We start from the raw sequence: 26,289 nt of genomic DNA, 5'->3' as shown, positions 1-26,289 counted from the left end.
CTTTCCGTCTCGGCTTCGGCTTGGCGAGTACGACCGGCTTCAGCGGGCCCACCCGGATCGCGTACTCCAGCTCGATGCACCAGCGTGGGGAACCGTCGTAGCCGCGCCAACCAGTGATACCGCGCTCGTGTACTTGCCGTTGCGGCAGAAGTCCCACTCCCCGTGGTGCGAACAGGGCTCACAAGGTCAGTGGTGCTGGGCCCGAACGGCCTCCGGCGGTGTCCTGCTCATGTACCAACCGTTGACGCGGGGCCCGATGAGGTCGGACGGCCAGCCTGCCAGCTCGACAGCGGCGTCGTAGACGGCGTCACCAAACGCCACGATGGCCTGATGCGGGTCGGTGGCCTTCCTGAGTTTGTCCCACGGCAGAAGAACCAGACCGGCATCGGCGTTCCAGACCGCGCCGTCGACACCCCAGGACCGGCCCTCGAGACCGTCCGGCCGAGGCCATATGTAGGCGTACATACCGACGCCGGGCGCGGTGGCGTCCCCGAAGGAAAATCCCACCGCCACATATCCTTCGAGCTGGGCGTTCCGCATAAACGTCGGACGATCGGGTGGTGGCTCAGTGGGCTGCATCCGATGCCGCGTGGCGGACAGGTCGAAGCCGCCCCACATCACACCGACCCGGGGACGGTGCCCCAGGAAGGGCGCCTGCCACGTTTCGAGCCCGTCGGCGGCGAGGTTCAACGCTTCCCACATCAGCAGAGCCGCGCCGGGATCCCAGCTGCGTTCGACGTGATCATCCTCGAAAGTCGGCGCGCAATCTGGAATCTCGCAGATCAGCAAGGTACGCGGCCGGTGTATGCCCAGCTCGGCCGCCGCGTCACAGAACGCCGCATAGAACGTGGCGACTGATCCCTTTGACAAGGGCACCGTCCGCGAGCCCGCGTCGGCCTCGATGACCACGTCGCCGTCGAGCAGGCGGTAGTGCACCGAGAAGGTCACCCCTCGCTGCCGCAACGTCGGTGTCCTGAGCCCGCGTGGAGTGACGTCGAGGACGACGTTTCCCCAGCCGACTTCGAAGGGCTCGTCGAGGGTGTACTTACCTGCGAGCTGTACCAACCGGTTGACGTATCCGACCAGGGGCGCCAGATCCTCATAAATCAGCGGCGGCCACGCATTGCGACGTTCGCTCACGGAAAAGCCTCCCAGCGTGTCGATGGGGTCAGGCCGAAGGCGACAGCCGACGACGGACAGGGGTCAGTGCAGCAGCCGTTCCCAGTTCTCGGGCACCCTGCCCGCGGGGCCGGGGGTGGGCTGGGCGGCCGGGTGGGAACTGGGCGGGGCCAGGCCGGGGCCGTCGCAGTACTCCTGGGTCCCGGTGTTCCAGAACCAGTCCTCGCCCGGTTCGAAGCTGGTCAGGAAGGCGTGCCCGGACTCACGGGCGTGCCGTGTGGCGTGCTGCGCCGGGGAGGAGTCGCAGCAGCCGATGTGCCCACAGGCAGCGCAGCGGCGCAGGTGGAACCACCAGCCGGGGTCGGCGCCCGCCAGGCACTCATCGCAGCCCTCACCGCTCGGCGGGACGCCCGGATCGATGCCAGGTATCTGCCCGTCAGCCATGTGCTCCTCCTCGCTCTGGTCCAGCCCCCCCCCGCTCAGCGTCCCCCGGGTCCTCGTCGCGCGCCACTGTCGGCGGGAACGGGTGCCGCCGCGGCACATCCGGTCACCTCCCTCGGGGACGAACGGCCACCGGGTCGGTGGCGTGCGCCGGCGCACGGCGACGGCGACACCTTCGGAGGTGAGGCCGAACATCACGGTCGCGGATGGACGCGCACATACTTCGCATCACACTCATGCTCGCTCGCGGGGAGCGGAAAGGAAGCGCCCGATGCCGCTGGAGCGGCAGCGGAAGCGCGACCGTCCGGCCCGCCGTATGCCCGCGGGCCGAACAGAACCCGCATGCAGCCCGACTCGTCCGCCGCCACCTGCGGCTTTGCTCAGCGACCTTCGCCGGGCCCGCCCGGTTACCGGCGGTCGGTGCCGGCGGCGATGTGCAGCCGTGCGTCGGCCCAGTCCGCGTGGTCCGAGTCGTTGCCGTCGCCGCCGTCCGTCACGCGCAGGGTCAGCCGCTGCACGCCGGTGACGTCGATGTCGAAGACATGGGCGGCGTCGTTCGGGCCCATGACCTCGCTCGTGCCCAGCACCTTCCCGTCGCCGATGACTTCGAAGACTGCGGAACCCTTGTCCGGCTTCTCCTCGTCGATGCCGACGTCGGCGCTGAAACGGTCATAGATACCCCCCAGGTCGACCGTCACCTCGGAGGGCGCGTGCGCGCCGAGCCCCTTGTCGTACGTCCGGTCGCCGATGCGCAGCGGGCCCCCGTCGCCCTTGGACGACTCGCCGTTGGACGTGTCCCGCTCGACCGGTCCCCAGCCGTTGCTCTGGGCCGAGAAGGGGAGATCACTGACGTAGTCGATGCCGGGCGGTGACACGAAGACCCGGGCTTGCGTCCGCAGACTCAGCTCCGGGGCCGTTGCGCCCGCGGCCGGGTCCCGGTAGGCGACGGTCACCGGTATTTCCGTCCAGCCGTAGGCGGGATGCTCCGGCACAGTGATCCGCCAGCCCGCGGTCAGCGGCTGACCGGTGGCCAGCTCGGCTGCGGTCGCCCCCGGCCCCTCGATGCTCCAGCCCTCCGGGGCCTTCGCGCTGAGCGTCACATCGGTGACCGGACCGGACTCGTCGATCGTGAAGCTGCCGTCGAGCGTCACCTCCGTGCCCGGATCCGCCGCGGTCTGCCGCGGGTCCACGGTCAGCGTGCCCGAGGGGACACGGCGTACGGGCTCGTCGCAACGGGACCGGCCGGGCACGGCACGGCAGACGATCGCGGTGAATCCGCCGTTCTCCACCCCCGGTACCTTCAGGGTGTCGTGGCGAGTGAGCAGTCGGCTCTCCCGGACCAGGCCGTCCGAGCCGTCGCGGACCACATCGACGCGCCACTTCCCGCCGCTCAGGAAGTCCAGCGGCACTCGGTGGGTACGAGCCGCACCTGCGGCCATCTCACCCAGGAACCATCGGTCGCCACTGCGCCGTGCGAAGCCGGCGCTCCGGCCGGGTGCGCTGCCCTTCAGCAGCTTCGTCTCGTCCCAGACCGTCGGCACCTGTTCCAGGAAGCGGGCCAGTTCGGGGCGGGCCCGGTACTCCTCGATGCTGCCCGCGAAGTTCTGCAGACCCGACTCGAAGATGACGGACAGGGCCAGTTCCGCCGCATCGGATGTGTTGCGCTGACCGAACTGGAAACCCATCGGGGTGAAGTCCATCGACCCGACGATGTTACGGGTGAACGGCAGCGTCGCGATGTTGTCGGCCCGGACGTCGCCCTGCTCGGCGCCGTGCACCGCCTCCATCGTCATCACCTGCGGCCAGGTGCGCTGGATGCCGTTCGGGATCGTGGAGCCGTGGAAGTCGACGACGAGTTCGCGCTCGGCCGTGGCCTTGAGTATCTCGTCGTACCACTGATAACGCTCACGGGTGTCGGAGTCCATGAAATCGATCTTGAGGCCGGCGGCGCCCCACTTCTTGACCTTGTTCAGCTGCGTGTCCCGCTCGGCGGCGGTGTCGAGGTCCGTCCAGGGCATCCACAGCAGGATCTTCACTCCGCGTCGTTTCGCGTAGTCCATGAGCTGGGGCATCCAGTCCGTGGTCTTCCAGCCGTCGTCGACGAGGGCGTACTGCCACCCGTGCGCCGCTGCGTAGTCCACGAACTTCTCCTGCGTCTCCAGGCTGCGCTGCGCCTCGCTGAACCCGGCCAGCCAGGACCAGGCGACCTTCCCGGGTTTGATCCAGGAGGTGTCGCGGATCCGGGACGGCGGCGCCAGGTCGTCGATGAGGGTGGACTCGGTGACGGACGCGAGATCGCCGATGACGGCGGTGCGCCATGGAGTGGTGAGCGGTCCGTCCGAGTGGACCTCCTTGTCGGCCAGCGCCAACTCGTAGCGTCCAGTGCCCTGTTCGTGTACCAGACGGCTGCCGGAGTACCGGCCGTCGAGGTCCGACTCGGCGAGTACGACGTTCTGGTCGCCCACCTGGAAGAGCGCCGGGTAGCCGTACTCGCCGCTGCCCGCGGAGGCCGCGGTGGTCCGGTCGTAAGGCTGCTCGTGAGGGGCGGCGTAGGCGCTGAGCCAGGCCGGCGAGGAGGCCGGGGGCTGGAAGGCGGAGGCCTCGTGCTCGATGGTCACGCCGTCCTTGCCGGGTAGCACATAGCGGTATGCCACGCCGTCGTCGGCGGCCCGGACCACCAGATCGAGGCGTGCGCCGTTCTCCCCCTCGAAGGCGAAGCGTGACTCGTTCATGTGGACGGACCGCCGGAGCTGCTTGCCGACGGTCGTCGTGTACTTCTCGTTGACCACCCGGTCGGCACGGTGCAGCAGGTGAAGTCGCGAGGTCAGATCCGCCTGATCGGTGACCACACCGACGGGCGCCGGTTCGAGGACCGTCCGTCCGTTCCGCTTGACGGAGAAGTCGAGCGAGCCGTCGGTCCGGTCGAGGGCGACGACTGCGGTGGGTCCGCCGCGCTGCACGGTCCATGATGTGGCCGAAGGACCGGAATGCGAGTCGACAACGTTGTCAGCCAATGCGCTCGCCTGGCCGGCCGAACCCAGGGCAAGCGCGGCGCTGACTGCCGCGGCCGTCAGCGCCATGGGACCGGCGCGCAGGTTTCGTCGTCTCATTCAGTCCTCCGTATCGGAACCGACCAACTACCAACAGCACCGGACGAATTCGCACAGTGCTGGTGCTTGCTTACCGGTCGGAACGGAGTCTGTAAACAGACTGCACCGGAATCGGTACACCGCCCACGGCCTGTGAAGGCCTGGGGCCGGCCGGCGGCCACGTCCGGACCAGGTGGAGATCACGGAGAGATTGAAACGTTCAATGGCGTCAGTCGCGGCCGGGTGAGGTTGCACGCCGGGGGGCGGCTCAGATGACTTGCTTCCTGCGCATTGCCTGAATCGAGACAACTGGCTTAGCCTGTCGCAGGTTTGAATCGAATCAACGACGCCCCGTCATCTCGGTGAGCGGTCCAGTGTTCGATGCCGGTGAACGAGCACGACGAGCACTGGTCAGCTGACTGGCCGACCAGTCTCCTGCCGAGTGCGTGAGGGGCGGACCGGGACACCCGCCCATCCATTGATGCCACATCAGGTCCCGTGGTGAGCACAGAAACAACCACCGGTATCTCGCCCACTTGGCCGAGACGGGTGGCCATTCCATCTCACAGTCAGGGAGCACCGCATGGTCACGCGTAGAACGTTCCTGTCCGGCTCGGCGGCCGCAGCGGCTGTCAGCGTCATTTCGGAGCCCGCCGCCGCGGCTCGGACACCGGCCGATGCCACGTCGGTGCGTCCGATCGACCGGCAGTCCGTCGTGGCCCGCCATCGAGTCGTGCGCGGGAAACTCGACACGCAGAGCCCGCTGCAGGTCGGCAACGGCGGGTTCGCATTCGGTGTCGACGTCACCGGGCTGCAGACGTTCGTCCCCTTCAACACCATGTCCGACTGGGGGTGGCACAGCTTCCCGCTGCCGCCCGGCCAGGAGCCGTCGGACTTCCGCGGCCAGGCCTGGGACACGCACGGCCGCGCCGTCGACTACCCCATCCCGAATCCGGACCAGCCCGACCTGTCGTCGTGGCTCTACGCCAACCCGGCTCGCATCAACCTCGGACGTATCGGTCTTGAGCTGGCCATGCCCGACGGCCGCGCGGCCGTCGCCGGCGACATCACGGGAATCCACCAGGAACTCGACCTGTGGACCGGCGTCGTCGACAGCCGGTTCGAGATCGCCGGTGAACCGGTGCACGTCCGCACCAGCTGCCATCCCGATCACGACACGGTTGCTGTGGAAATCGACTCGCCGCTCGTCGCTGCCGAGCGGTTGGCGGTCTTTCTCGACTTCCCCTACGCCGATGAGCAGGAGTTCGCCGCGTATGTCGGCACCTACGGTGCCCCCGACGCCCACGAGACGACGGTGACGGTGCGCGGGCGCAACCGCGCCGACATCACTCACCGCATGGACTCCACCGAGTACCACGCCGCGCTCGCCTGGGAAGGCCGTGGGGTGTTCACCGGCCCGGACTCCGCCTCCGGGGAACTCGTCATCCGTACTGCGCGGTACGGAGCCGACGGTCATTGGGCCGACGTCACCGGCAAGCTCGCACGACTGGTCGCGGACAATTCGCTCCTCCTCCTCGTCAACTACCTGAACCTCGGCGACCCGGCGCCCGGCCTGGCCAAGCGCCTGGTGCTCGGCTACACGTACGCGGGACAGGACCACGACATCGTCGTCCCCGACGACCAGGACCTGTCGATCGGAGCAGCGGCCAACCGGCATCGCTACCGGCTCGCCGGCGACCACCATGCCGATCGGCTGAGGTTCACCTGCACGTTCACGCCCACGCCGTCCGGGTCGGTGCCGACATCGAGCGCGACCTTCGCGGCGAGCACACGGGCCTGGCGGCAGTACTGGCTCTCCGGCGGAGCGATCGACCTCTCCGCGAGCACCGACCCGCGCTGGACGGAACTGGAGCGCCGTGTGGTGCTCTCCCAGTACCTGATGCGCGCGAACGAGGCGGGCTCGCTGCCGCCGCAGGAGTCCGGGCTGGTCAACAACGGCTGGAACGGTAAGTTCCACATGGAGATGTACTGGTGGCACGGTGCGCACTGGGCGCTGTGGAACCGCTGGCCGGTGCTGGACCGCAGCCTGGACGTCTATGAACGCTTCCACCGGTCGGCGCGCGAACGCGCGGAGTCCCAGGGCTTCCGCGGAGCGCGCTGGCCGAAGTGCACGACGGCCGACGGGCGTGAGTCACCGCACGTCATCCACGCCCTGCTGATGTGGCAACAGCCGCACCCGATCTTCCTGGCCGAGATGGACTACCGGGCGCATCCCGACGCGAGCACGTTGCAGAAGTGGCGCGACATCGTCTTCGACACCGCCGACTTTCTCTCCTCCTGGGCCTTCTGGGACAAGGACACGCGTCGCTACATCCTCGGCCCGCCCATGCACATCGTCTCGGAGAACACCGATCCCAAGACCACGCGGAACCCGACGTTCGAGCTCGCCTACTGGCGGTTCGGCCTGCGGGTCGCGCAGCAGTGGCGTGAACGGCTCGGCCTGCACAGGGACCAGGCGTGGCAGCGTGTCCACGACGGGCTCGCGCCGCTGCCGGTGCAGGGCGGCACGTACGTCCTGCATGAAGGCGTCCAGGACATGTGGACACGGTGGAACTACGAGCACCCGGCCCTGATCGGCGCGTTCGGCTGGCTGCCGGGCGACGGCGTCGACGTCCCCACGATGGCCCGCACCGCCGAGAAGGTCTTCACCGGCTGGCAGTTCGACCGGACCTGGGGATGGGACTTCCCGATGCTCGCCATGTGCGCCGCGCGGCTCGGACGCCCCGACGACGCCGTGGACTTCCTGCTGCACCCGGCCGCCGGTTTCCAGTTCGACGACGCGGGCCTGGCGACCGGCGGGCCGTTCCCGTACTTCCCGAGCAACGCCGCGCTGCTGTACGCCATCGCGTTCATGGCGGCCGGCTGGGACGGCGCACCGGACCGGCACGCGCCGGGCTTTCCGGCAGACCGGCGCTGGACGGTGCGCTTCGAAGGGCTGCAGCCGGCCCTGTGAGTTCAGGAGTCGAGCGACGCATGCAGGCTGGCTGCGGCGGGGACGGACGGCCGCACGGATAGCGTGCTTCTCCGTCAGCCATCCCGTGCGGGCCGTCCCCGGGGCACGCCGGGCCCCGGACGGCGGTGCGCCGGCCGGGGTCTCCCGTTGCTCAGGGGTGGCCGGTGAGGTATCCGCCCATCGAGGTGAAGTACTCGGTCGCGGGCAGCTCCCGGCCGTCCTCGGTCCGCACCCGGGTGAGGGCGAGGCCGTGGTTGAGGCCGGTGCGGGCGTCGGCGCCGGCGACGATCACGACTCCCTCGCCCTCGCGGTAGAAGACGCGGCCGGGTGTTCCGCCGTAGCGGCCCTCGGACACGACGGCGGACATCACCTCCAGCCGATTGCCGCGGTGGAAGGTGAAGGCGTTCGGGTACGGCGACGTCTGGGCGCGGACCAGGCGCTCCAGCGCGTCGGCGGGCCAGTCCCAGTTGATGCGGATGTCCTCCTCGGCGCGCTTGTGGAAGAACGTCGCCTGTGAGCGGTCCTGCCGGGTGAACTCGGTCTGCCCGGAGGCGATCAGGTCCAGCGCACCGATGGTGACCGGGGCGATCAGCTCGACGGTCTTGTGGAACAGGTCCACGGAGGTGTCGGCGGGCTCCACCTTCACCGCACGCTGGTCGACGATGTCACCGGCGTCGAGCACCTCGTCCATCATGTGGGCCGTGACGCCGACCTCGCTCTCGCCGTTGATCAGTGCCCAGATCAGCGGCGAGAAGCCGGCGTACTTGGGCAGCAGCGAGTCATGGACGTTCAGGGTGCCGTGCGGGGGCAGGCCGTAGACGCGCGGCGGGATCCAGGTGCGCCAGTTGTTGGCGACGATGATGTCCGGGGCGGCCTCCTGGAGCAGCCGGAACAGCTCCTCGTCGTCGGGCCGGTTGCGGATGATCACCGGGACGCCGTGTTCCTCGGCCAGGTCCGCGACCGAATCGCTCCAGATCTTCTCGTACGCGTGCTCGCTCTTGGGGTGCGTCACGACCGTCACCACGTCGTGTTCGGAGTCCAGGAGGGCTTGCAGGGTGCGGTGGCCCCAGGTCTGGTAACCGAACATGGCGACCCGCATGGGTTCCTCCTCAGGTGAGCGACTGATCGGCACCAAGTAAAGCAAGCCTTACCTAATCACGCAACGGGCCCTGATTTCAGGTGTGTTGGGTAGAGCGATTGGCCATTGGTCCGGTTTTGTCTGGTCGACAGGGCCGTGAAAGTCAGGTTAGCTTTACCTAAGTTCGACTGGCTGCCGCTCTCGGTGGGCCCGCGTCCCGTTCTTTTCGTCCACGCCTGACAGGCGGCTGTCCCGCACGATGGGAGTGACATGTCACAGGTTGATCCTGGCGACGCACCTCTGATCCACGACCTCATGGGAATCGGCTTCGGGCCGTCCAATGTGGCCATGGCGATCGCGCTCAGCGAGCACAACGCGCGAGTCGGCAGGCAGGAGGCGGTCACGGCGCACTTCTTCGAGCGCCAGCCCGCCTTCGGCTGGCACCGCGGCATGCTGATCGATGACGCGACGATGCAGGTGTCGTTCCTCAAGGACCTGGTGACGCTGCGGGATCCGTCCAGCGAGTACACGTTCCTGCGCTATCTCCAGAGCAGGGGCCGGCTGATCGACTTCGTCAACGGCAAGAACCTCTTCCCGCTCCGTGTGGAGTTCCACGACTACTTCGAGTGGGCCGCGGCGAAGGTCGACGACATGGTCTCGTACGGCCACGAGGTGATCTCCGTCGAGCCCGTCCTGCGTGACGGAGTCGTGGAGTACGTCGATGTGACGGCCCGCGCGGGTACCGAGACGGTGGTCCACCGCGCCCGCAACCTCGTCGTCGGCACCGGGCTGCGCCCGTTGATGCCGCAGGGCGTCGAGCGCACGGACCGGGTCTGGCACAACTCCGATCTGCTGGCCAAGGTCGACGCCCTGGAGGGCACCGACCCCACCCGGTTCGTCGTGGTCGGCGCCGGCCAGAGCGCCGCCGAGAACGTCGCGTACCTCCACCGCCGCTTCCCGCGGGCCGAGGTCTGTGCCGTCTTCTCCCGCTACGGCTACAGCCCGGCCGACGACAGCAGCTTCGCCAACCGGATCTTCGACCCGGAGGCAGTCGACGAGTACTTCACCGCCCCGGACGACATCAAGCGCAAGCTGATGGGCTACCACGGCAACACCAACTACTCCGTGGTGGACATCGATCTGATCGACGACCTGTACCGCCAGGCGTACCAGGAGAAGGTGCTCGGCACCGAACGGCTGCGCTTCGTCAACATCTCCCGGCTGACCGGCGTCGAGGAGACCGGTGACAAGGTCCGGGCCACCGTCACGTCCCTGGTCACCGGTGAGGAGAGCACGCTGGAGGCCGATGTCGTGGTCCTCGCCACCGGGTACAGCCCCGTCGAGCCCCTCGGCCTCCTCGGAGACGTCGCGCGGCACTGCCACCGCGACGAGGAGGGCCGCGTCCGCGTCGAGCGCGACTACCGCATCGCCACGGACGACGAACTGCGCTGCGGCATCTACCTCCAGGGCGGTACCGAGCACACCCACGGCATCACCTCGTCCCTGCTCTCCAACACCGCGATCAGGGTCGGCGAGATCCTTGACTCGATCGTCGAGCGCGGCCTGAAGCACGCCCCGGAAATGCCCCGCCCGCTCGCCGACGGCGTCGCCACGCCTTAGCCACTCCCATTTTTTGGTCCGTCATCGGTCCGCCCCCCACATACCGCCCCGCCCGCCGGTCGTACCCCTGTACGCCGCGGGCCCGGCACGCACGTGAAAACCCCCTTGAAAGGAACATCCGTGTCCACTGGTACACGCCCCGCGCTGACGCGGTTCGTCGGATTCGCTCCCCGAGTGGCAGTCGCGGCCGTCGCCGCCGTCGCTCTGGCCGCCTGTGGGGGCGGCGACGACAAGGCCGGGTCCAGTGCCTCGGCCGAGGCGGGCGGGAAGTCCGGCGCCTTCCCGGTGACGGTCCAGCACAAGTACGGCAGCACGACGATCGAGGCGGAGCCCGAGCGGATCGTCACCCTGGGCCTCTCGGACCAGGACGCGGTCCTCGCGCTCGGCGTCAAGCCCGTCGGCTCGGTGGACTGGTTCAAGGAGAAGCCGTACGGCAAGTGGCCCTGGACCAAGGACAAGTGGGGGTCCGACCAGCCGGACATCGTCGGCGAGCGCGACGAGTACAACATGGAGAAGATCGCCGCGCTCAAGCCGGACCTGGTCATCGCCCAGTACTCGGGGATGAAGAAGGAGCAGTACGACACCCTCTCCAAGTTCACCAAGGTCGTCGCCCAGCCCAAGGGTCTGCCCGACTACGGGGCCTCGTGGCAGGTGATGACCCGGCAGATCGGCACGTCGCTCGGGAAGAAGGCACAGGCCGAGAAGCTGATCACCGGCATTGACGCCGACTTCGAGAAGGTCCGTGACGAGCACCCCGAGTTCGCCACCAAGACGCTCGCCGTGGCGGACAGCTTCGAGGCGGGGAAGTACTCGGCGTTCACGAAGACCGACCCGAAGACGATCTTCTTCTCCGAGCTGGGCTTCAAGCTGAAGCCCGAGATCGACAAGCTGGCCAAGCCAGGCTGGAACGCCGCCGAACTCAGCGCCGAGAAGCTGAACGTGCTCGACGTCGACCGGCTGGTCTGGGTGACCTCCAGCACCGACGCCGACGACCGGATCAAGGCCGAGCCGCTCTACAGGAACCTCAAGGTCAGCAAGGACAAGCGCGACCTGTTCGTGCCCTACCAGGGCCCGGACATCGGTGCAGCGTTCTCCTTCAACACGGTCCTCTCGATCCCCTACGCGATCGACGAGATCGTGCCGCTGCTGACGGCCGTCAAGTAGCGCACCGCCCCACCTCAGCCCGACCGCACAGGGGTGCTCGTCCGACGGCGTGCCGGCCCGGCACACCGTCGGACGGGACGTCCTCTCCTTGCCGTACATCATCAGGGAAAGGCCATTTCGTACGATGTTTGACGCCGAGTCGGACCGGACATCCACTGCCGGAACCCCCGTGACCGGTGGGCAGGCCGGTATCTGGTCAGCCCAGCAGATCGAGCCCGACAGCTCCGCCTACAACATCGTCTTCGCCCTGGACCTGTACGGTGCCACCGACCTCGGCCGGCTCACCGCCGCCGTCCGGCAGGCCGTCGGGGAAGCCGACTGCCTGCACGTCGAGTTCACCCCCGGGGACGGCGGCCCGCGCCAGACCCCCGCAGCCGTCCTGGCCGAGGTGCCCGTCGTCGACCTGCGCGACGCCCCGGACCCCGAGGCGGCCGCCGCCGACTGGACGGCCGCCGAACGCGAACGGCCCGTGGACCTCGGCCGGGCACCGCTCTTCGCCCAGGCGCTGCTGCGGCTCGCGGACGACCGGGTCCGCTGGTACCAGCGCTACCACCACATCGTTCTCGACGGCATGGGCGTCACGCTGATCACCCGCCGGGCGGGCGAGCTGTACACCCTGGGCACCCGGGCCCCCGCCCGCCCCGACTGGTCCCTCACCCGGCTCGTGGACGCCGACCGGGACCACCGCGCCTGCGCACAGCACGAGCAGGACCGCGCCTGGTGGCGGGAGCACCTGGCCGGCCGGCCCGAACCCGTACGCCTCGTCGAACGCGCCCCGTCCCTGATGGCGCGGCGGCTGCGGCGCACCGTCGAACTCACCCCGCAGGACGCCGAGCGGCTGCGCACCGCCGCCGGTAACGCGGCCGTCCGGCCGTCCCGGCTGCTGGTCGCCGCCGTCGCCGCCTATCTGCACCGGGTCACGGGCGAACAGGACCTGGTCCTCGGCCTGCCGGTCGCCGCACGCCAGGACGCCGTGTCGGCCGTCGTCCCCGGCATGGTCTCCAACATCGTCCCGCTGCGGCTGACCGTCCGCCCCGGCACCACGGGCGCGGCCCTCGTCGACGGCGTGCGCCAGGAGATCTCCGAAGCGGTCGCGCACGGGCGCCACCGCGCCGAGGAACTGGCCAGGGACCTCGGACTGGTCGACGGCGGCGCGGAACTCGTCGGCCCCACCGTCAACATCCTGCCCAGGGGCGAGGGATTCGGCTTCGACGGGCTGGACGCCGAACTCCGCCCGGAGTGGCTCGGCCCGGTCAGCGACCTCGCCTTCGCATTCGCCGAGACCCGCGGCGGCCGAGGCATCGCCGTCCACCTCGACGCGGACGCGGACCTCTGCGACGCGCAGACCCTCCGCGACCATGAACGCCGCTTCCTCACCGTGCTGCGCGCCCTCACCGAGGACCCCGACCGGCCCGTGGGCCGGATCGAGCTCACCTCCGGCGCCGAACGGGACCGGCTGCTCGGTGAGTTCGCGACTTCTCCGCGCGAGGTGGCCGAACTGTCCTGGCCCGCCGCCTTCGAGGCACAGGTGCGCCGCTCGCCCGGGGCCGTCGCGCTCGTGTGCGAGGACCGTGAACTCACCTACGCCGGGCTCAATGCCGCCGCCAACCGGCTCGCCCGGCTCCTCACCTCCCGCGGCGTGCGCGCCGCCGACGTCGTCGCCGTGGCCCTCCCGCGCTCCCCGGAACTCGTGGTGGCACTGCTCGCCGTGATGAAGGCCGGAGCCGCCTACCTCCCGCTGGACGCCGACCACCCCCGGGACCGGACCGCCTACATGCTGGCCGACGCGGGGGCCGCCACCGTGCTCACCGTCCGGGAACTCACGGACCACCTCCCGGCGACGGACGCCGGCCACCTCCTGCTCGACGCACCGGCCACCGCCGCCGCCCTCGCCGCGCAGGACGACACCGACCCCGGCACCCCGGTCGCCCTGGACCAGGCCGCCTACGTCATCTACACCTCGGGCTCCACCGGCCGCCCCAAGGGCGTGATCGTCACCCACGACGGCGTCGGCAGCCTCCTCGCCACGGCCACCGACCGGATCGGTGTCACCTCCGACAGCCGCGTCGTGCAGTTCGCCTCCGTCGGCTTCGACGTGACGGTCTGGGACCTGATCATGTCGCTGTGCGCCGGCGGCCGGATCATCGTCGTACCCGCCGAGCGGCGGGTCGCGGGCCCCGCCCTCACCGACTACATCGCACACCACCGCGCCACCCACATGATCCTGCCCCCGTCGCTCGTCTCGGCGCTGCCGCAGGAGTGCGAGCTGCCCGAGGGCGCCGTCCTCGTCGTCGGCACCGAAGCGGTCCCGAGCGAGCTGATCGCCCGCTGGTCCGGCCGGCTCCAGGTCGTCGTCGCGTACGGACTGACCGAGGCGAGCGTCAACTCCACGCTGTGGCTCGCCCGTTCCGGCCGGCCCGGCCCCACACCCATCGGCCGGCCCGACCCCAACACCCGCACCTACGTCCTGGACGCGGCACTGCGCCCGGTGCCGGTGGGCGTCGAGGGGGAGCTCTACGTCGCCGGGCGCGGCCTCGCCCGCGGCTACCTGGGCCGTCCCGCCCTGACCTCGGAGCGCTTCGTCGCGGACCCGTACGGGGAGCCCGGCACCCGGATGTACCGCACCGGCGACCGGGTCCGCTGGGCCGCCGACGGCAACCTGGAGTTCCTGGGCCGCGCCGACGGCCAGCTCAAGATCCGCGGCCACCGGATCGAACCCGGCGAGATCGAGAGCGCCTTCATGGCCGGCCCCGGGATCGCCCAGGCCGCCGTCCTCGTCCGTGACGACCACCGGGGCGTCAAGCGCCTCGTCGCCTATCTGGTCGGGGACGGCGACGACGCGGCCGCCACCGGGGCGGCCGTCACCGCCGCACGTGCCCAGGTCGCCGGTGCGCTGCCGGACCACATGGTGCCCACCGCCGTCGTCGTCCTGGACGGCCCCCTCCCGCTCACGCCCAACGGCAAGCTCGACAGCCGCGCCCTGCCCGAGCCCCGGTGGACGGCCGTCAGCGGCACCGACGCACCCACCGGACCGGCCGGGACCGTGCTCGCCGCGCTCTTCGCCGAGCTGCTCGGCCTGCCGTCCGTGGGCGTCCGGAGCAGCTTCTTCGAGCTGGGCGGCGACAGCATCGTCGCGATCCAGCTGGTGAACCGGGCCCGCGACGCCGGTCTCACCATCAGTCCGCGCGAGGTGTTCCGGCTCCGCACCGTCGAGGCCCTGGCCCGCGCCGCCGGAACGACGCGGGCCCCGGCCGCGGCGGACGTCCTGGACGAGGACGCCCTGCCCGTCTCCCCGCTCCAGGAGGGCTTCTTCTTCCACGCCGCGTTCGACGCGGGCTCCGCGGACCTCTACCTCGTCCAGGAAGTGCTGGAGCTCGACGGGTTCGCCGACCCGGACCGGCTGCGCGGAGCCCTGCAACTGCTGCTGGACCGGCACCCGTTGCTGCGCGCCTCGTTCCGCCAGCTCCCCGGCGGCGAGGTCGTCCAGCGCCTCGCCGGCCAGGTCACCCTGCCCTGGCGGGAGGCCGACACCGCCGGGACCAGCCTCGATGAGGTGCTCCGGGCCGACCGCGCCGAGCGCTTCGACCTGGCCCGGCCACCGCTGCTGCGCGCCACCCTGGTCCGGGACGGCCACCGGCACCGGCTGCTGCTCACCCTGCACCACATCGTCGCCGACGGCTGGTCGGTCTCCGTACTGCTGCGCGAACTCACCGCCGCCTACCGGGGCGAGGAACTCCCCGCACCGGCCTCCCCCCGCCCGTACCTGGCATGGCTGGCCACCCGGGACCGGGACACCGCACGGGACGCGTGGCGCCGGGCGCTGTCCGGCCTGGACGGGCCGACCCGGCTCTCCGCCCTCTCCACGGCGGCCGACGACGAGCGGGCCCCGGCCAGGCCGCAACAGGTCGACACCCGGCTCCCCGAGGAGCTCACCGCGGCCCTCACCGCGTACGCCCGCGCCCACGGCCTCACCCTGAGCACGGTCGTGCACGGCGCGTGGGCGCTGCTGCTCGGCGCGCTCACCGGCAGCCGCGACATCGTCTTCGGCACCACCGTGTCCGGCCGGACCACCGAGGTCGCGGGCCTGGACGCCGCGGTGGGCCTGTTCATCAACACCGTCCCCGCCCGAGTGGGCCTGCGCCCGGAGGAGCCGCTCACCGAATTCCTGCGCCGCGTCCAGGACGAGCACACGGCGCTCCTGGACCACCAGCACCTCGGCCTGGCCGACATCCAGCGGATCGCGGGTGGCGGCGAACTCTTCGACACACTCGTGGTGTTCGAGAACCACCCGGCCGCCGAGCTGTCCGCCGACCGGGGACCCGACGCGCTGCGCATCACCGGCAACGAGGTCCGCGACGCCGTGCACTACCCGCTCGCGCTCGTCGTCGAGCCGGGCGGCGCCGGGATGCTGCTGCGGTTCAAGCACGACGCCGCCCGTTTCGACCAGGTCACGGTGGCCGTACTCGCCAACCGGTTCACCGCACTGCTGCGCACCCTGGTGTCCGGGCCCGGCCGCACCGTGGCCCGGACCGGGCTGCTGTCCGGGCGGGAACACGCACACCTCGCCGAGCTGAACGCCACCTCGCGGCCCGTCCCCGAGGCCACGCTCGCCTCGCTGTTCGCCGCGCAGGCGGCACGTACCCCCGATGCCCCCGCCGTCGTCTTCGAGGACACCACGCTGACCTACGCGGAGCTCGACCGGCGGGCCGAGGCACTGGCCCGCCGGCTGCGGTCGCGCGGCGCCGGGCCGGAGCGTTACGTCGCGGTGGCCGTGCCCCGGTCGGCCGAACTGATGGTCGCGCTGCTGGGCGTCCTCAAGACCGGCGCCGCCTATCTGCCGGTCGACCTCGACTACCCCGCCGAGCGCGTCGTGTTCGTGCTCGGTGACTCCGGCACGCGTACGGTCGTGACCACCGCCGAGGCGGCCGGGCGGCTGCCCGGCGTACCGGACCTCGACCTCCTCCTCGTCGTCGACCCGGACGACCCCGGCACCACGGATGTCCCCGATGTGCCCGTGCGGGCGGCCGGTCCCGACCACCCGGCCTATCTGATCTACACCTCCGGCTCCACCGGGCGCCCCAAGGGCGTCGCCGTCACCCACCGGGCCGTCGTCAACCGGCTCGCGTGGATGCAGGGGGAGTACGGACTCGGTGCGGACGACCGGGTCCTGCAGAAGACCCCGGCCGCCTTCGACGTCTCCGTGTGGGAGTTCTTCTGGCCCCTGGTGGAGGGCGCGACCGTCGTCCTCGCCCGCCCCGGCGGCCACCGCGACCCCGGCTACCTCGCCGGGCTGATCCGGGAGCGGCGGATCACCACGCTGCACTTCGTGCCGTCCATGCTGGCCGCGTTCACCCAGGCCCTGGAGTCCGCCACCGACCACCCGGACTGGGCGGCGAGCCTGCGGCGGGTGTTCAGCAGCGGCGAGGCCCTCACTGGTGCCCAGGCCGGGGACTGGTCGGAGCTGACGTCCCGTTCCGGGCGGCCCCCCGTGCCGCTGCACAACCTCTACGGGCCCACCGAGGCCGCGGTGGACGTGACCTCCTACGACTACGACCACGACCACGAGGGCGACGCGCGACCCGCCGTCGCCATCGGCCGCCCGGTGTGGAACACCCGGCTGCACGTGCTGGACCCGTTCCTGCGCCAGGTGCCCGACGGGGTGCCGGGGGAGCTCTACCTCGCCGGTGTGCAGTTGGCGCGGGGCTACCACGACCGGCCGGGTACGACCGCCGAACGCTTCGTCGCCGACCCGTTCGGCGGACCGGGCGAGCGCATGTACCGCACCGGTGACCTGGTGCGGCGCCGCACTGACGGCGCAGTCGAGTACCTCGGCCGCACCGACCGGCAGGTCAAGATCCGGGGCAACCGCATCGAACTCGGCGAGATCGAGGCGGCTCTGGCCGGCCTGCCGGGCGTGGCCCGTGCCGCGGTGATCGTCCGCGACGGCGCACTCGCCGGCTACGCCGTGCCCGGCGCCGGCGCGGTCCTGGACACCGAGGCCCTGCGCGCGGCGCTCGCGGACGTGCTGCCCGCGCCCATGGTGCCGGGCACCGTCCTGGCCCTGGACGAACTGCCGCTGGCCCCGAGCGGCAAGCTCGACCAGAACGCCCTGCCGTCCGCGGCACCCGCCGCCCGCACCGGCGGCCGGGCCCCCCGCGACGCGCGCGAGAGCGCCCTGTGCGAGATCTTCGCCGAGGTGCTGGGCCTACCCGGGACCGGCGCCGACGACGACTTCTTCGTCCTCGGCGGCGACAGCCTCAGCTCGATCACGGTCGCCACCCGGGCCCGTGCGCGGGGCCTGACGATCGGCCCCCGCGACGTGTTCGAGTGCCGGACCCCGGCCGCGCTGGCCGCCGCCGCGCAGACCGCCGCCCCCGATCCGTCCGGCCCCTTCGTCCCCTCCGGCCCCGAACCGGCCGCCACCACGCTCGTCCCCGCCACCCCCGACGCCGTGACCGTGCCCGCTGCCGAGGCCGGGCAGGCGGCTGCCGCCCTCCAGGCCGTGCTGGCCCTTCAGGAGCGGTCCGGTGCCGACGTCGACCCCGCCCTGCGGGCCCTGCTCGTCCAATTGACCGCCGCGGGCACCCCGCCGGAGCCGGAGCCGGCCGTCCCGCTGGGCGGTCTGGTGCTCTCACCGGAGGAGACCGGCCGCGTCGCCGCCACCGCCGGACTCCCGGTCGCCGACATCTGGCCGCTCTCCCCCCTCCAGGAGGGCATGTACTTCCACGCCACCTACGACTCGGGCGAGGCGCTCGACGTCTACCTCTCCCAGGAGACCCTGGACTTCGACCGGCGCGTCGACCCGGACCGGCTGCGCGCCGCCTGCCGGGCGCTGCTGGCCCGCAACACCGGTCTGAGGGCCGGATTCACCGCCGACGGACTGCCCAGCCCGGTCCAGTTCATCGTGGACGGGGCCGAGATCCCGCTCGTCGAGGAGGACCTCTCCGGACTGTCCGCCGCCCAGCAGCACAGCCGGACCGGGGAACTGCTGGCCGCCGACCGGAGGCAGCGCTTCGACCTGTCCTCGCCCCCGCTGTGCAGGCTGTTGCTCATCCGGCTCGGTGACGGCCGGGACCGGCTCGTGATCACCCATCACCTCATCCTGTGGGACGGCTGGTCCGCGTGGCTCTTCCTGGAGGAGCTGTTCACCCTGTACGAGCGCGCGGGCGACGACACCGGGCTTCCGGTCCCCGGCTCGTACCGCGACTACCTCGGCTGGCTGGACGAGCAGGACACCGGGGCCGCGCTCGCCGCCTGGCGCCGGTCGCTCTCCGGCTTCGACGAGCCGACCCTGCTCGCCCCGTCCGGTCGCGACACCGGCCCGGTCATCCCGGCCGACCACGACACCGTGCTGACGGCGCGGGCCGGCGAACTGCTGCGCGCCACGGCCCGCAGGCACGGGCTCACCCTGAACACCGTGCTCAACGCGGCCTGGGGGCTGGTCCTCTCGGCGATGACCGGCCGCGCCGACGTCGCCTTCGGCACGGCCGTCGCCGGGCGGCCCGCGGACGTCCCGGACGCGGCCGGAATCATCGGGATGTTCCTCAACACCATCCCGGCGCGCGTCGCGTTCACCCCGGACGAGCCGCTGCTCGGCCTGATGCGCCGGATGCAGTCCGAGCGCGCGGCCGTCATGCCGTACGAGTACGTCGGACTGGGCGCCCTGCAACAGGAGACGGGCCACCGCCGGCTCTTCGACACCCTGTTCGTCCTGCGCTCGGCCGACGGCGAGGACCGGGCGGCCGAACTGCGGTGGCGGCACGGCGTCACCGCCATGTCCAACGTGGACGGCACCCACTTCCCGCTCACCCTGATCGTCACCCCCGGCAGCCGGCTGCGGATCACCCTGGCGGCCAGGCCGGACCTGTTCGACGCCGAGGCCGCGACCACCATCCTCGACCGGTTCACGGCCGTGCTCGGCCGGCTCGCCGAAGGCCTCGACAGCGAAGACCCGGCCGGGGCCCGGACCGCTGGTGTCGACCTGCTGCTGCCCGCCGAGCGGACCGCCATGGCCGCCGCGCGGCGCACCGGCCGCGAGCCGGTGCCCGACGAGACCGTCGCCGATCTGCTCGCCGCCCAGGTCGCCCGCACCCCGGACGCCGTCGCGCTCGTCTTCGGCGAGCGGGCCCTCACCTACGCCGAGCTGGACGCCCGTATCAACAGGCTCGCCCGGCTGCTGCTCGCCCGGGGAGCCGGCCCGGAGAAGGTGGTGGCGCTCGCCCTGCCGCGCTCGATCGAGATGGTGGCCGCACTCTTCGCCGTACTGCGCACCGGCGCCGCCTATCTGCCCCTCGACCTCGACCACCCCGCCGACCGGCTCCGCCTGATGGCGCGCGACACCGGACCGCTGTGCCTGGTGTCCACCACCGCCGTCGCCCCGTCCCTGCGGGACGACGAGGGGCCCGTGGCCCCCGAACTCCTGCTGGACGACGCGGCCGTGGCCGCCGAGCTGGCCGCGCTCGCGAGCGGCGAGATCACCGACGCCGAACGGCCCGCGTTCGCGCACGGCGTGCCGGGCCGCCTGGACCACCCCGCGTACGTCATCTACACCTCGGGTTCGACCGGCCGTCCCAAGGGCGTCGTCACCCCGTACCGCGGACTGACGAACATGCAGTTCAACCACCAGAAGGAGATCTTCGACCCGGCCATCGCCTCGGCCGGCGGACGGCGGCTGCGCATCGCGCACACCGTGTCCTTCGCCTTCGACATGTCCTGGGAGGAACTGCTCTGGCTCGTCGAGGGCCACGAGGTCCACGTCTGCGGCGAAGAGCTCCGCCGCGACGCCGAGGCGCTGGTCGCGTACTGCGACAGCCACCGCATCGACGTGGTCAACGTGACGCCCACCTACGCCCAGCTGCTCATCGAGGAGGGCCTGCTCGACCGCGACGAGGCCGCCGGAAAGCACCGGCCCGCACTGGTCCTGCTCGGCGGCGAGGCCGTCCCCGACACGGTCTGGACCCGGCTGCGCCGCACCGAGGACACCTACGGGTACAACCTCTACGGGCCGACCGAGTACACGATCAACACGCTCGGCGGGTCCACCGCCGACAGCGCGACCTCCACGGTCGGCGTGCCGATCCGCGGTACCCGCGCCCATGTCCTGGACCCGATGCTGCGCCCCGTCCCGCCCGGCAACCCCGGCGAGTTGTACATCGCCGGTACGGGCCTGGCCCGCGGCTACCACGACCGGGCCGCGCTGACGGCCGAGCGGTTCGTCGCCGACCCGTTCGGCGAACCGGGCGAGCGCATGTACCGCACCGGCGACCTGGTACGCCAACGCCCCGACGGCCTCATCGACTTCCTCGGCCGCACCGACGACCAGGTCAAGATCCGCGGCTACCGCATCGAGCTGGGCGAGATCTCCACGGCCCTGTCCGCGCACCCCGAGGTCGCGCACGCGGCGGTCGTCGTGTCGGAACGGGCGGGCACCAAGCGCCTGGTCGGCTATGTGGTGCCGCAGGAGGGCGCCGGGACCGGCGACGCGCTGACCCGGCGGCTGCGCGACCATCTGAAGGCCGGACTGCCGGACTACATGGTGCCCGCCGCGCTGGTCACCCTCGAAACGCTGCCCCTGACCGTCAACGGCAAGCTGGACGTCAGGGCGCTGCCCGCACCCGACCTCGCCGGTACGGACACCGGCCGCGCTCCCCGTAACCCGCGGGAGGAGACGCTCTGCGCCCTGTTCGCCGAGGTGCTCGGACTGCCCGCGGGCAGCGTCGGCATCGACAGCGACTTCTTCGATCTGGGCGGGCACTCGCTGCTGGCCACCCGGCTGGTCAGCCGGGCCCGCACCGCGCTCGACGCGGAGCTGGCGATCCGGGATCTCTTCGAGGCGCCGACCGTCGCCGAACTGGTGGCCCGTGCCGCCCGTGCCGGCGGCGCGGCCCGTCCGGCGCTGACCGCCGGCGACCGGCCGGACCGGCTGCCGCTGTCCCACGCCCAGCAGCGGCTGTGGGTCATCCAGCAGATCGAGTGCACCTCGGCCGCGTACAACTTCTCGCTGGCCCTGCGGTTGCGCGGCCCGCTGGACCTGGCGGCCTGGCGCGGCGCACTCGTCGATGTGACGACACGTCACGAGGCCCTGCGCACTGTCTTCTTCGCCACCCCCGACGGCCAGGTGTGCCAGCGGGTGCTGCCCGCGGAGCAGGCGCACCCCGTGGTGGAGTGCCTGCGGGCCACCGAGGCGGAAGTGCCCGGCATCATCGACACGGCCGTCAACCGGCCGTTCGACCTCGCCACCGAACTGCTGCTGCGCGCCACGGTCGTGGAACTGTCGCCCGAGGACCACGTCGTCGTGCTGCTGCTGCACCACATCAGCACCGACGAGTGGTCGGACCGGCCGTTCCTGCGGGACCTGGCCACCGCCTACGCGGCGCGCCTCGACGGCACGGCCCCCGACTGGGAGCCGCTGCCCGTCCAGTACGCCGACTACGCCCTGTGGCAGGACCGGCTGCTCGGCGACCCCGCCGACGGGACCAGCCTGGCCGCCCGGCAGCTGGACCACTGGCGTACGGCCCTGGCCGGAGCCCCGGAAGAGCTGGAGCTGCCAACCGACCGGCCCAGGCCCGCCCGCCCGGCGTTCTCCGGAGCCGAACTCGACATCGCCTTCGACACCCCGGTCCACGAAGGGCTGAAGAGGCTCGCCCGGGAGTCCGGCGCGAGCATGTTCATGGTGGTGCACGCGGCCGTGGCCGCGCTGCTCCACCGGATGGGCGCCGGGACGGACATCCCGATCGGTTCCCCCATCGCGGGACGCGGCGACGAGGCGCTGGACGAACTCGTCGGGTTCTTCGTCAACACCCTCGTCCTGCGCACCGACATCAGCGGCGACCCCAGCTTCACCGAACTCCTGGGCCGGGTCCGCGAAACCGACCTGGCGGCGTTCTCCCACGCGGACGTCCCCTTCGAGTCGGTCGTCGAGGCCCTCAACCCGACGCGCTCGCTCTCCCGCAACCCGCTCTTCCAGGTGATGGTCGGCTACCACGCCCGCACCGGCGGGGAACTGGAACTGCCGGGACTGCGGGCGGAGTACGTGCCGTTCCGGATCCGCTCCGCCAAGTTCGACCTGGTGTTCAGCTTCACCGAGCACATCGCGGCCGACGGCGGCGCCGGATCGCTCGGCTGCCGGCTGGAGTTCGCCACCGAGCTGTTCGACCGGGAGACCGCCGAGGCGCTCGGCGAGCGGCTGCGTATCCTGGTCGCCGCACTCGTCGCCGCGCCCGGACAGCCGCTGTCCCGGGCCGAGATCCTCTCCGGACCGGAGCTGCGGACCGTCCTGGAGGGCTTCGGCTCCACCGACCGGGAGGTCGACGAGGAGAGCCTGCCCGCGATGTTCGCGCGGCGGCTCACCGAGCGGCCCCACGCCGTCGCCGTGGTGGACCGCTCCCGCTCGGTGACGTACACCCAGCTCGACGACCGCGCCCGCCGTATCGCCGGGCTGCTCGCCGCGCACGGAGTGGGGGCCGAGAGCGTGGTCGGGGTGGCCGTGCCCCGGTCCGTGGACATGGTCGCCACCGTGCTCGCCGTGCTGAAGCTGGGCGCCGCGTTCCTGCCGCTCGACCTGGTCCACCCCGGGGACCGGCTCGCCTACATGATCGAGGACTCGGGGGCGGCCCTGGTCGTCGGCACCGAACCGGTCGCGGGGAAGATCCCCGGGGTGACGGGCGTCCCGGTGGTCCTGCTGGACGCGCCGGACACCGCCGCGGCACTGGACGCGCCGCCCCGGACCGACGCGCCCGCCGTGCTTGACGGGCCCGCCGGCCTGGACCAGGCCGCCTACGTGATCTACACCTCCGGTTCGACCGGCCGCCCCAAGGGCGTGATCGTGCCCCACGAGGGAATCTCCTCCCTCGTGGCCACCGCCGTCGACCGGATGAACCTGCGACGCGACAGCCGGGTGCTCCAGTTCGCCTCCACCGGCTTCGACGTCTTCGTCTTCGAGCTCTCCATGGCGCTGTGCCACGGCGGCCGCCTCGTCCTCATCACCGACGAGGCACGGGTCGCGGGACCGGAACTGACCGACTTCCTCGCGGACCAGCGGATCACCCACATGATCCTGCCGCCGTCCCTGGTGTCGGCGCTCCCGCCCGGCTGCGAACTGCCCGGGGGATCGACCGTCCTGGTGGGCACCGAGACGGTGCCGCCGGACCTGTTCGACCGCTTCGGCGCCACCGCCGACCTGATCTGCGCCTACGGGCTCACCGAGGCGACGGTCAACTCGACGCTGTGGCGCGCCCGCGAGCACGGCGGCAGCCCGGCCGGCCGGGTGCCCATCGGCCGGCCCGACCCCAACACCCGCGCCTATGTGCTCGACGAGCGACTGAGGCCCGTGCCACCCGGTGTGGTGGGCGAGCTGTACGTCGCCGGGCGCGGGCTCGCCCGCGGCTACCTCGGCAAGGAGGCCCTCACCTCGGAGCGATTCGTCGCTGACCCGTTCGGGGCGCCGGGCAGCCGGATGTACCGGACCGGCGACCGCGCCCGCCGGCGCCGGGACGGCAACCTCGACTTCCTCGGCCGGGCCGACACTCAGGTGAAGGTGCGGGGCTTCCGTATCGAGCTGGGCGAGATCGAGGCGGCACTCGCCGGACACCCCGGCGTCGCCCAGGCCGCGGTGGTCCCCGACCGGGACGGCGACATCGTCCGGCTGATCGCCTACGCGCTGCCCGAGTCCGGCGCACCGGACCCGCGGCAGCTGCGCGCACACCTGGCCGGGCTGCTCCCCGAGTACATGGTTCCGGCCCTGGTGGTGCCGCTGGACGGCCCGCTGCCGCTCACGCCCAACGGCAAGCTGGACCGCGCCGCACTGCCCGTCCCCGACTGGTCGGCGATGACGGGCGACACCCGGCCGGCCACCGCGACCCAGACCAGGATCGCCGCACTGTTCCGCGAGATCCTCAAGCTCGACGACGTCGGTGTGCACGACAGCTTCTTCGCGCTCGGTGGCCACTCCATGGCGTCGATGCGGCTGCTGGGCCGTATCCGCGCCGAGTTCGGCGTCGAACTGAGCATCAGGGACGTCTTCGACGCGCTGACGGTCGCCGGTGTCGCCGCCGCGCTGGAGGGCGCGGCCGCCGCCCGCCCCGCGCTGCGTCCGGTCGAGCGGCGGGCCGAGCCGCCGCGGGCGGCGCCCGTCCAGGACTGGCAGTGGCAGTCCTGCCGCGGCGGACGGGGTGTCGACCACGCGCTGGCGCTGCGTTCCACGGGCGGGCTCGACGCCGAGGTACTCGCCGCCGCGCTCGCCGACGTGGTGGCCCGGCACGAGCCGCTGCGCACCGCGTTCACCGAACGGGACGGCATCCTGTACCACCGGCCCGCCGAGGCCCCCGTCCTGACCACGGAAACGTGCGCCGGCCTGGATGCCCGCCTTGCCGAACTCGCGGGCCTGGCAACGGATCCGGCCGCGGAGGCCCCCATCAGGGCGCATCTGCTCACGGGCCCCGACGGCGGCCAGGCACTGCTGCTGACCCTGCACTACCTCGCCGTCGACGAGTGGTCCGTGGTCCCGCTCCTCCGCGACCTGGTCACCGCCCACACGGCACGCGCCCGGGGCCTCGCGCCCGGCTGGGAGCCGCTGCCGGTCGGCTACGCCGACTACGCCCAATGGGCGCACGAGACCCTGGGCGACCTCACCGACCCGGACAGCAGGGGCGGGCAGCAACTCGCCTACTGGCGCCGGACGCTCGACGGACTGCCGGGGCGCCTCGCCCTGCCGGCCGACGGCCCGGACCGGGCCGCCCCGGACACGGCCACCCGGCCCGGGGACCACGTCGGGTTCGTCCTCGACGAGGAGCTGCACGCCGCCGTGGACCGGCTCGCGGGGGCCACCGGCACCAGCATGTTCATGGTGCTCCACGCGGCCCTCGCGGCGCTGCTCACCGGGTACGGCGCGGGCACCGATCTGCCGATCGGCACGATGGTGGCGGGACGCGCCGACGACCAGCTCGCCGATCTGGTCGGCTGCTTCTTCAACACGGTGGTGCTGCGCACCGACACGGCGGGTGACCCGAGCTTCGCGGAACTGCTGACCCGGGTACGGGAGACGACACTGAGCGCTCTCGACCGGCAGGACGTCCCGTTCGACGCGGTCGTGCGGGCCACCGGACTGCCTCCCCGGGGCCCGCAGGTCATGGTGATCCACCACGAACAGGCCGACGCGCGGCAGCTGGAGGGCGGCATCGGCTCGCTCGCCGCCGTACCGACCGGCGTCACCCGGGCCGAGCTGACCCTCAGCTTCTACGAGCCGCGCGGCGACGGCCCGGTGCACTGCGGGCTGATCCACGACACCGATCTGCTGGGCTCCGACAGGGCCGGGCAACTGGCCGATGAATACATGGAGTTGCTGCACCGCGTGGTGACTCATCCGGAACAGCCGCTGTCCGGGCTGTTCACCGCACCGTCCAAGAGGAGTGACAACGCATGACGACCAACCCGTTCGAGGACCCGCAGGGCAGCTTCCTGGTCCTGGTCAACGACGAGAACCAGCACTCGCTGTGGCCCGCCTTCGCCGAGGTGCCGGCCGGCTGGCGGACCGTCTTCGGCGCCGACACCCGTGAGGCGTGCCTTGCCCATGTGGAGGCGAACTGGACGGACCTGCGACCGGCGAGCCTCGTCGCCCTCCAGGGCTGACCGGCAGGTACACCGCCGCCCCTCGGTCTCACCGGGGGGCGGCGGTGCGTGCGCGTCCGGTGTGCTGACCCGTGCCCGGAGGCGGGGTCGGGGATGCCCCTGTACCTACCCTGAAATCGCCCGCGCGGCTTGTCGCCGTCGCCGCGGGGGTGCCATCTTCGGTGGACGGGTCAACCAGT

At 71.7% G+C, this 26,289-nt stretch carries 9 protein-coding genes; 5 read left to right on the top strand and 4 right to left on the bottom strand.

Annotated features, from left to right (window positions below):
* Positions 1-186 precede the first annotated feature (186 nt).
* The 3 genes from AB0I52_RS12660 to AB0I52_RS12650 form a co-directional block, all read right to left on the bottom strand.
* Positions 187-1,140, bottom strand: a complete 954-nt coding sequence (locus AB0I52_RS12660) for a DUF5996 family protein (protein WP_363071693.1) — start codon at positions 1,138-1,140, stop codon at positions 187-189.
* Between the two features lie 63 nt (positions 1,141-1,203).
* Entirely contained in the window at positions 1,204-1,563 is a 360-nt protein-coding gene (locus AB0I52_RS12655; protein ID WP_363071691.1) for a UBP-type zinc finger domain-containing protein, read from the bottom strand.
* 404 nt (positions 1,564-1,967) lie between these two features.
* Positions 1,968-4,670, bottom strand: a complete 2,703-nt coding sequence (locus AB0I52_RS12650) for a glycoside hydrolase family 97 catalytic domain-containing protein (RefSeq protein ID WP_363071689.1) — start codon at positions 4,668-4,670, stop codon at positions 1,968-1,970.
* 562 nt (positions 4,671-5,232) lie between these two features.
* Between AB0I52_RS12650 and AB0I52_RS12645 the strand changes: the two genes are divergently transcribed.
* Positions 5,233-7,623, top strand: coding sequence for a DUF3395 domain-containing protein (locus AB0I52_RS12645; RefSeq protein WP_363071687.1), 2,391 nt, complete (start codon positions 5,233-5,235; stop codon positions 7,621-7,623).
* A 151-nt stretch (positions 7,624-7,774) separates the two neighbouring features.
* Here AB0I52_RS12645 and AB0I52_RS12640 read toward each other — a convergent pair whose 3' ends face one another.
* Positions 7,775-8,722, bottom strand: coding sequence for a methionyl-tRNA formyltransferase (locus AB0I52_RS12640; RefSeq protein WP_363071685.1), 948 nt, complete (start codon positions 8,720-8,722; stop codon positions 7,775-7,777).
* A 249-nt stretch (positions 8,723-8,971) separates the two neighbouring features.
* Between AB0I52_RS12640 and AB0I52_RS12635 the strand changes: the two genes are divergently transcribed.
* The 4 genes from AB0I52_RS12635 to AB0I52_RS12620 all read left to right on the top strand — a co-directional run bounded on the left by AB0I52_RS12635 (position 8,972) and on the right by AB0I52_RS12620 (position 26,110).
* On the top strand, positions 8,972-10,321 hold the full coding sequence (locus AB0I52_RS12635) for a lysine N(6)-hydroxylase/L-ornithine N(5)-oxygenase family protein (RefSeq protein WP_363071683.1): 1,350 nt from the start codon (positions 8,972-8,974) through the stop codon (positions 10,319-10,321).
* 120 nt (positions 10,322-10,441) lie between these two features.
* Positions 10,442-11,485, top strand: coding sequence for an iron-siderophore ABC transporter substrate-binding protein (locus AB0I52_RS12630; RefSeq protein ID WP_363071681.1), 1,044 nt, complete (start codon positions 10,442-10,444; stop codon positions 11,483-11,485).
* Positions 11,486-11,654: 169 nt separating this feature from the next.
* Positions 11,655-25,904 (top strand): amino acid adenylation domain-containing protein, encoded by a 14,250-nt coding sequence (locus AB0I52_RS12625; RefSeq protein WP_363071679.1) that lies wholly within the window; start codon positions 11,655-11,657, stop codon positions 25,902-25,904.
* On the top strand, positions 25,901-26,110 hold the full coding sequence (locus tag AB0I52_RS12620; protein WP_024493728.1) for an MbtH family protein: 210 nt from the start codon (positions 25,901-25,903) through the stop codon (positions 26,108-26,110). Before AB0I52_RS12625 ends, AB0I52_RS12620 begins: the two co-directional genes overlap by 4 nt.
* The last annotated feature ends 179 nt before the right edge of the window (positions 26,111-26,289 follow it).

The organism is Streptomyces sp. NPDC050423, from assembly GCF_040655445.1.
Taxonomy (GTDB): Bacteria; Actinomycetota; Actinomycetes; order Streptomycetales; family Streptomycetaceae; genus Streptomyces.
Note: the sequence above shows the minus strand (reverse complement) of the source record. Positions and strands in the feature narration are given on the sequence as shown.

Excerpts from the sequence above, each read along its gene's own strand:
- AB0I52_RS12650 (WP_363071689.1), bottom strand. The coding sequence starts at position 4,670 with ATGAGACGACGAAACCTGCGCGCCGGTCCCATGGCGCTGACGGCCGCG.
- AB0I52_RS12620 (WP_024493728.1), top strand. The coding sequence starts at position 25,901 with ATGACGACCAACCCGTTCGAGGACCCGCAGGGCAGCTTCCTGGTCCTG.
- AB0I52_RS12640 (WP_363071685.1), bottom strand. The coding sequence starts at position 8,722 with ATGCGGGTCGCCATGTTCGGTTACCAGACCTGGGGCCACCGCACCCTG.
- AB0I52_RS12645 (WP_363071687.1), top strand. The coding sequence starts at position 5,233 with ATGGTCACGCGTAGAACGTTCCTGTCCGGCTCGGCGGCCGCAGCGGCT.
- AB0I52_RS12655 (WP_363071691.1), bottom strand. The coding sequence starts at position 1,563 with ATGGCTGACGGGCAGATACCTGGCATCGATCCGGGCGTCCCGCCGAGC.
- AB0I52_RS12635 (WP_363071683.1), top strand. The coding sequence starts at position 8,972 with ATGTCACAGGTTGATCCTGGCGACGCACCTCTGATCCACGACCTCATG.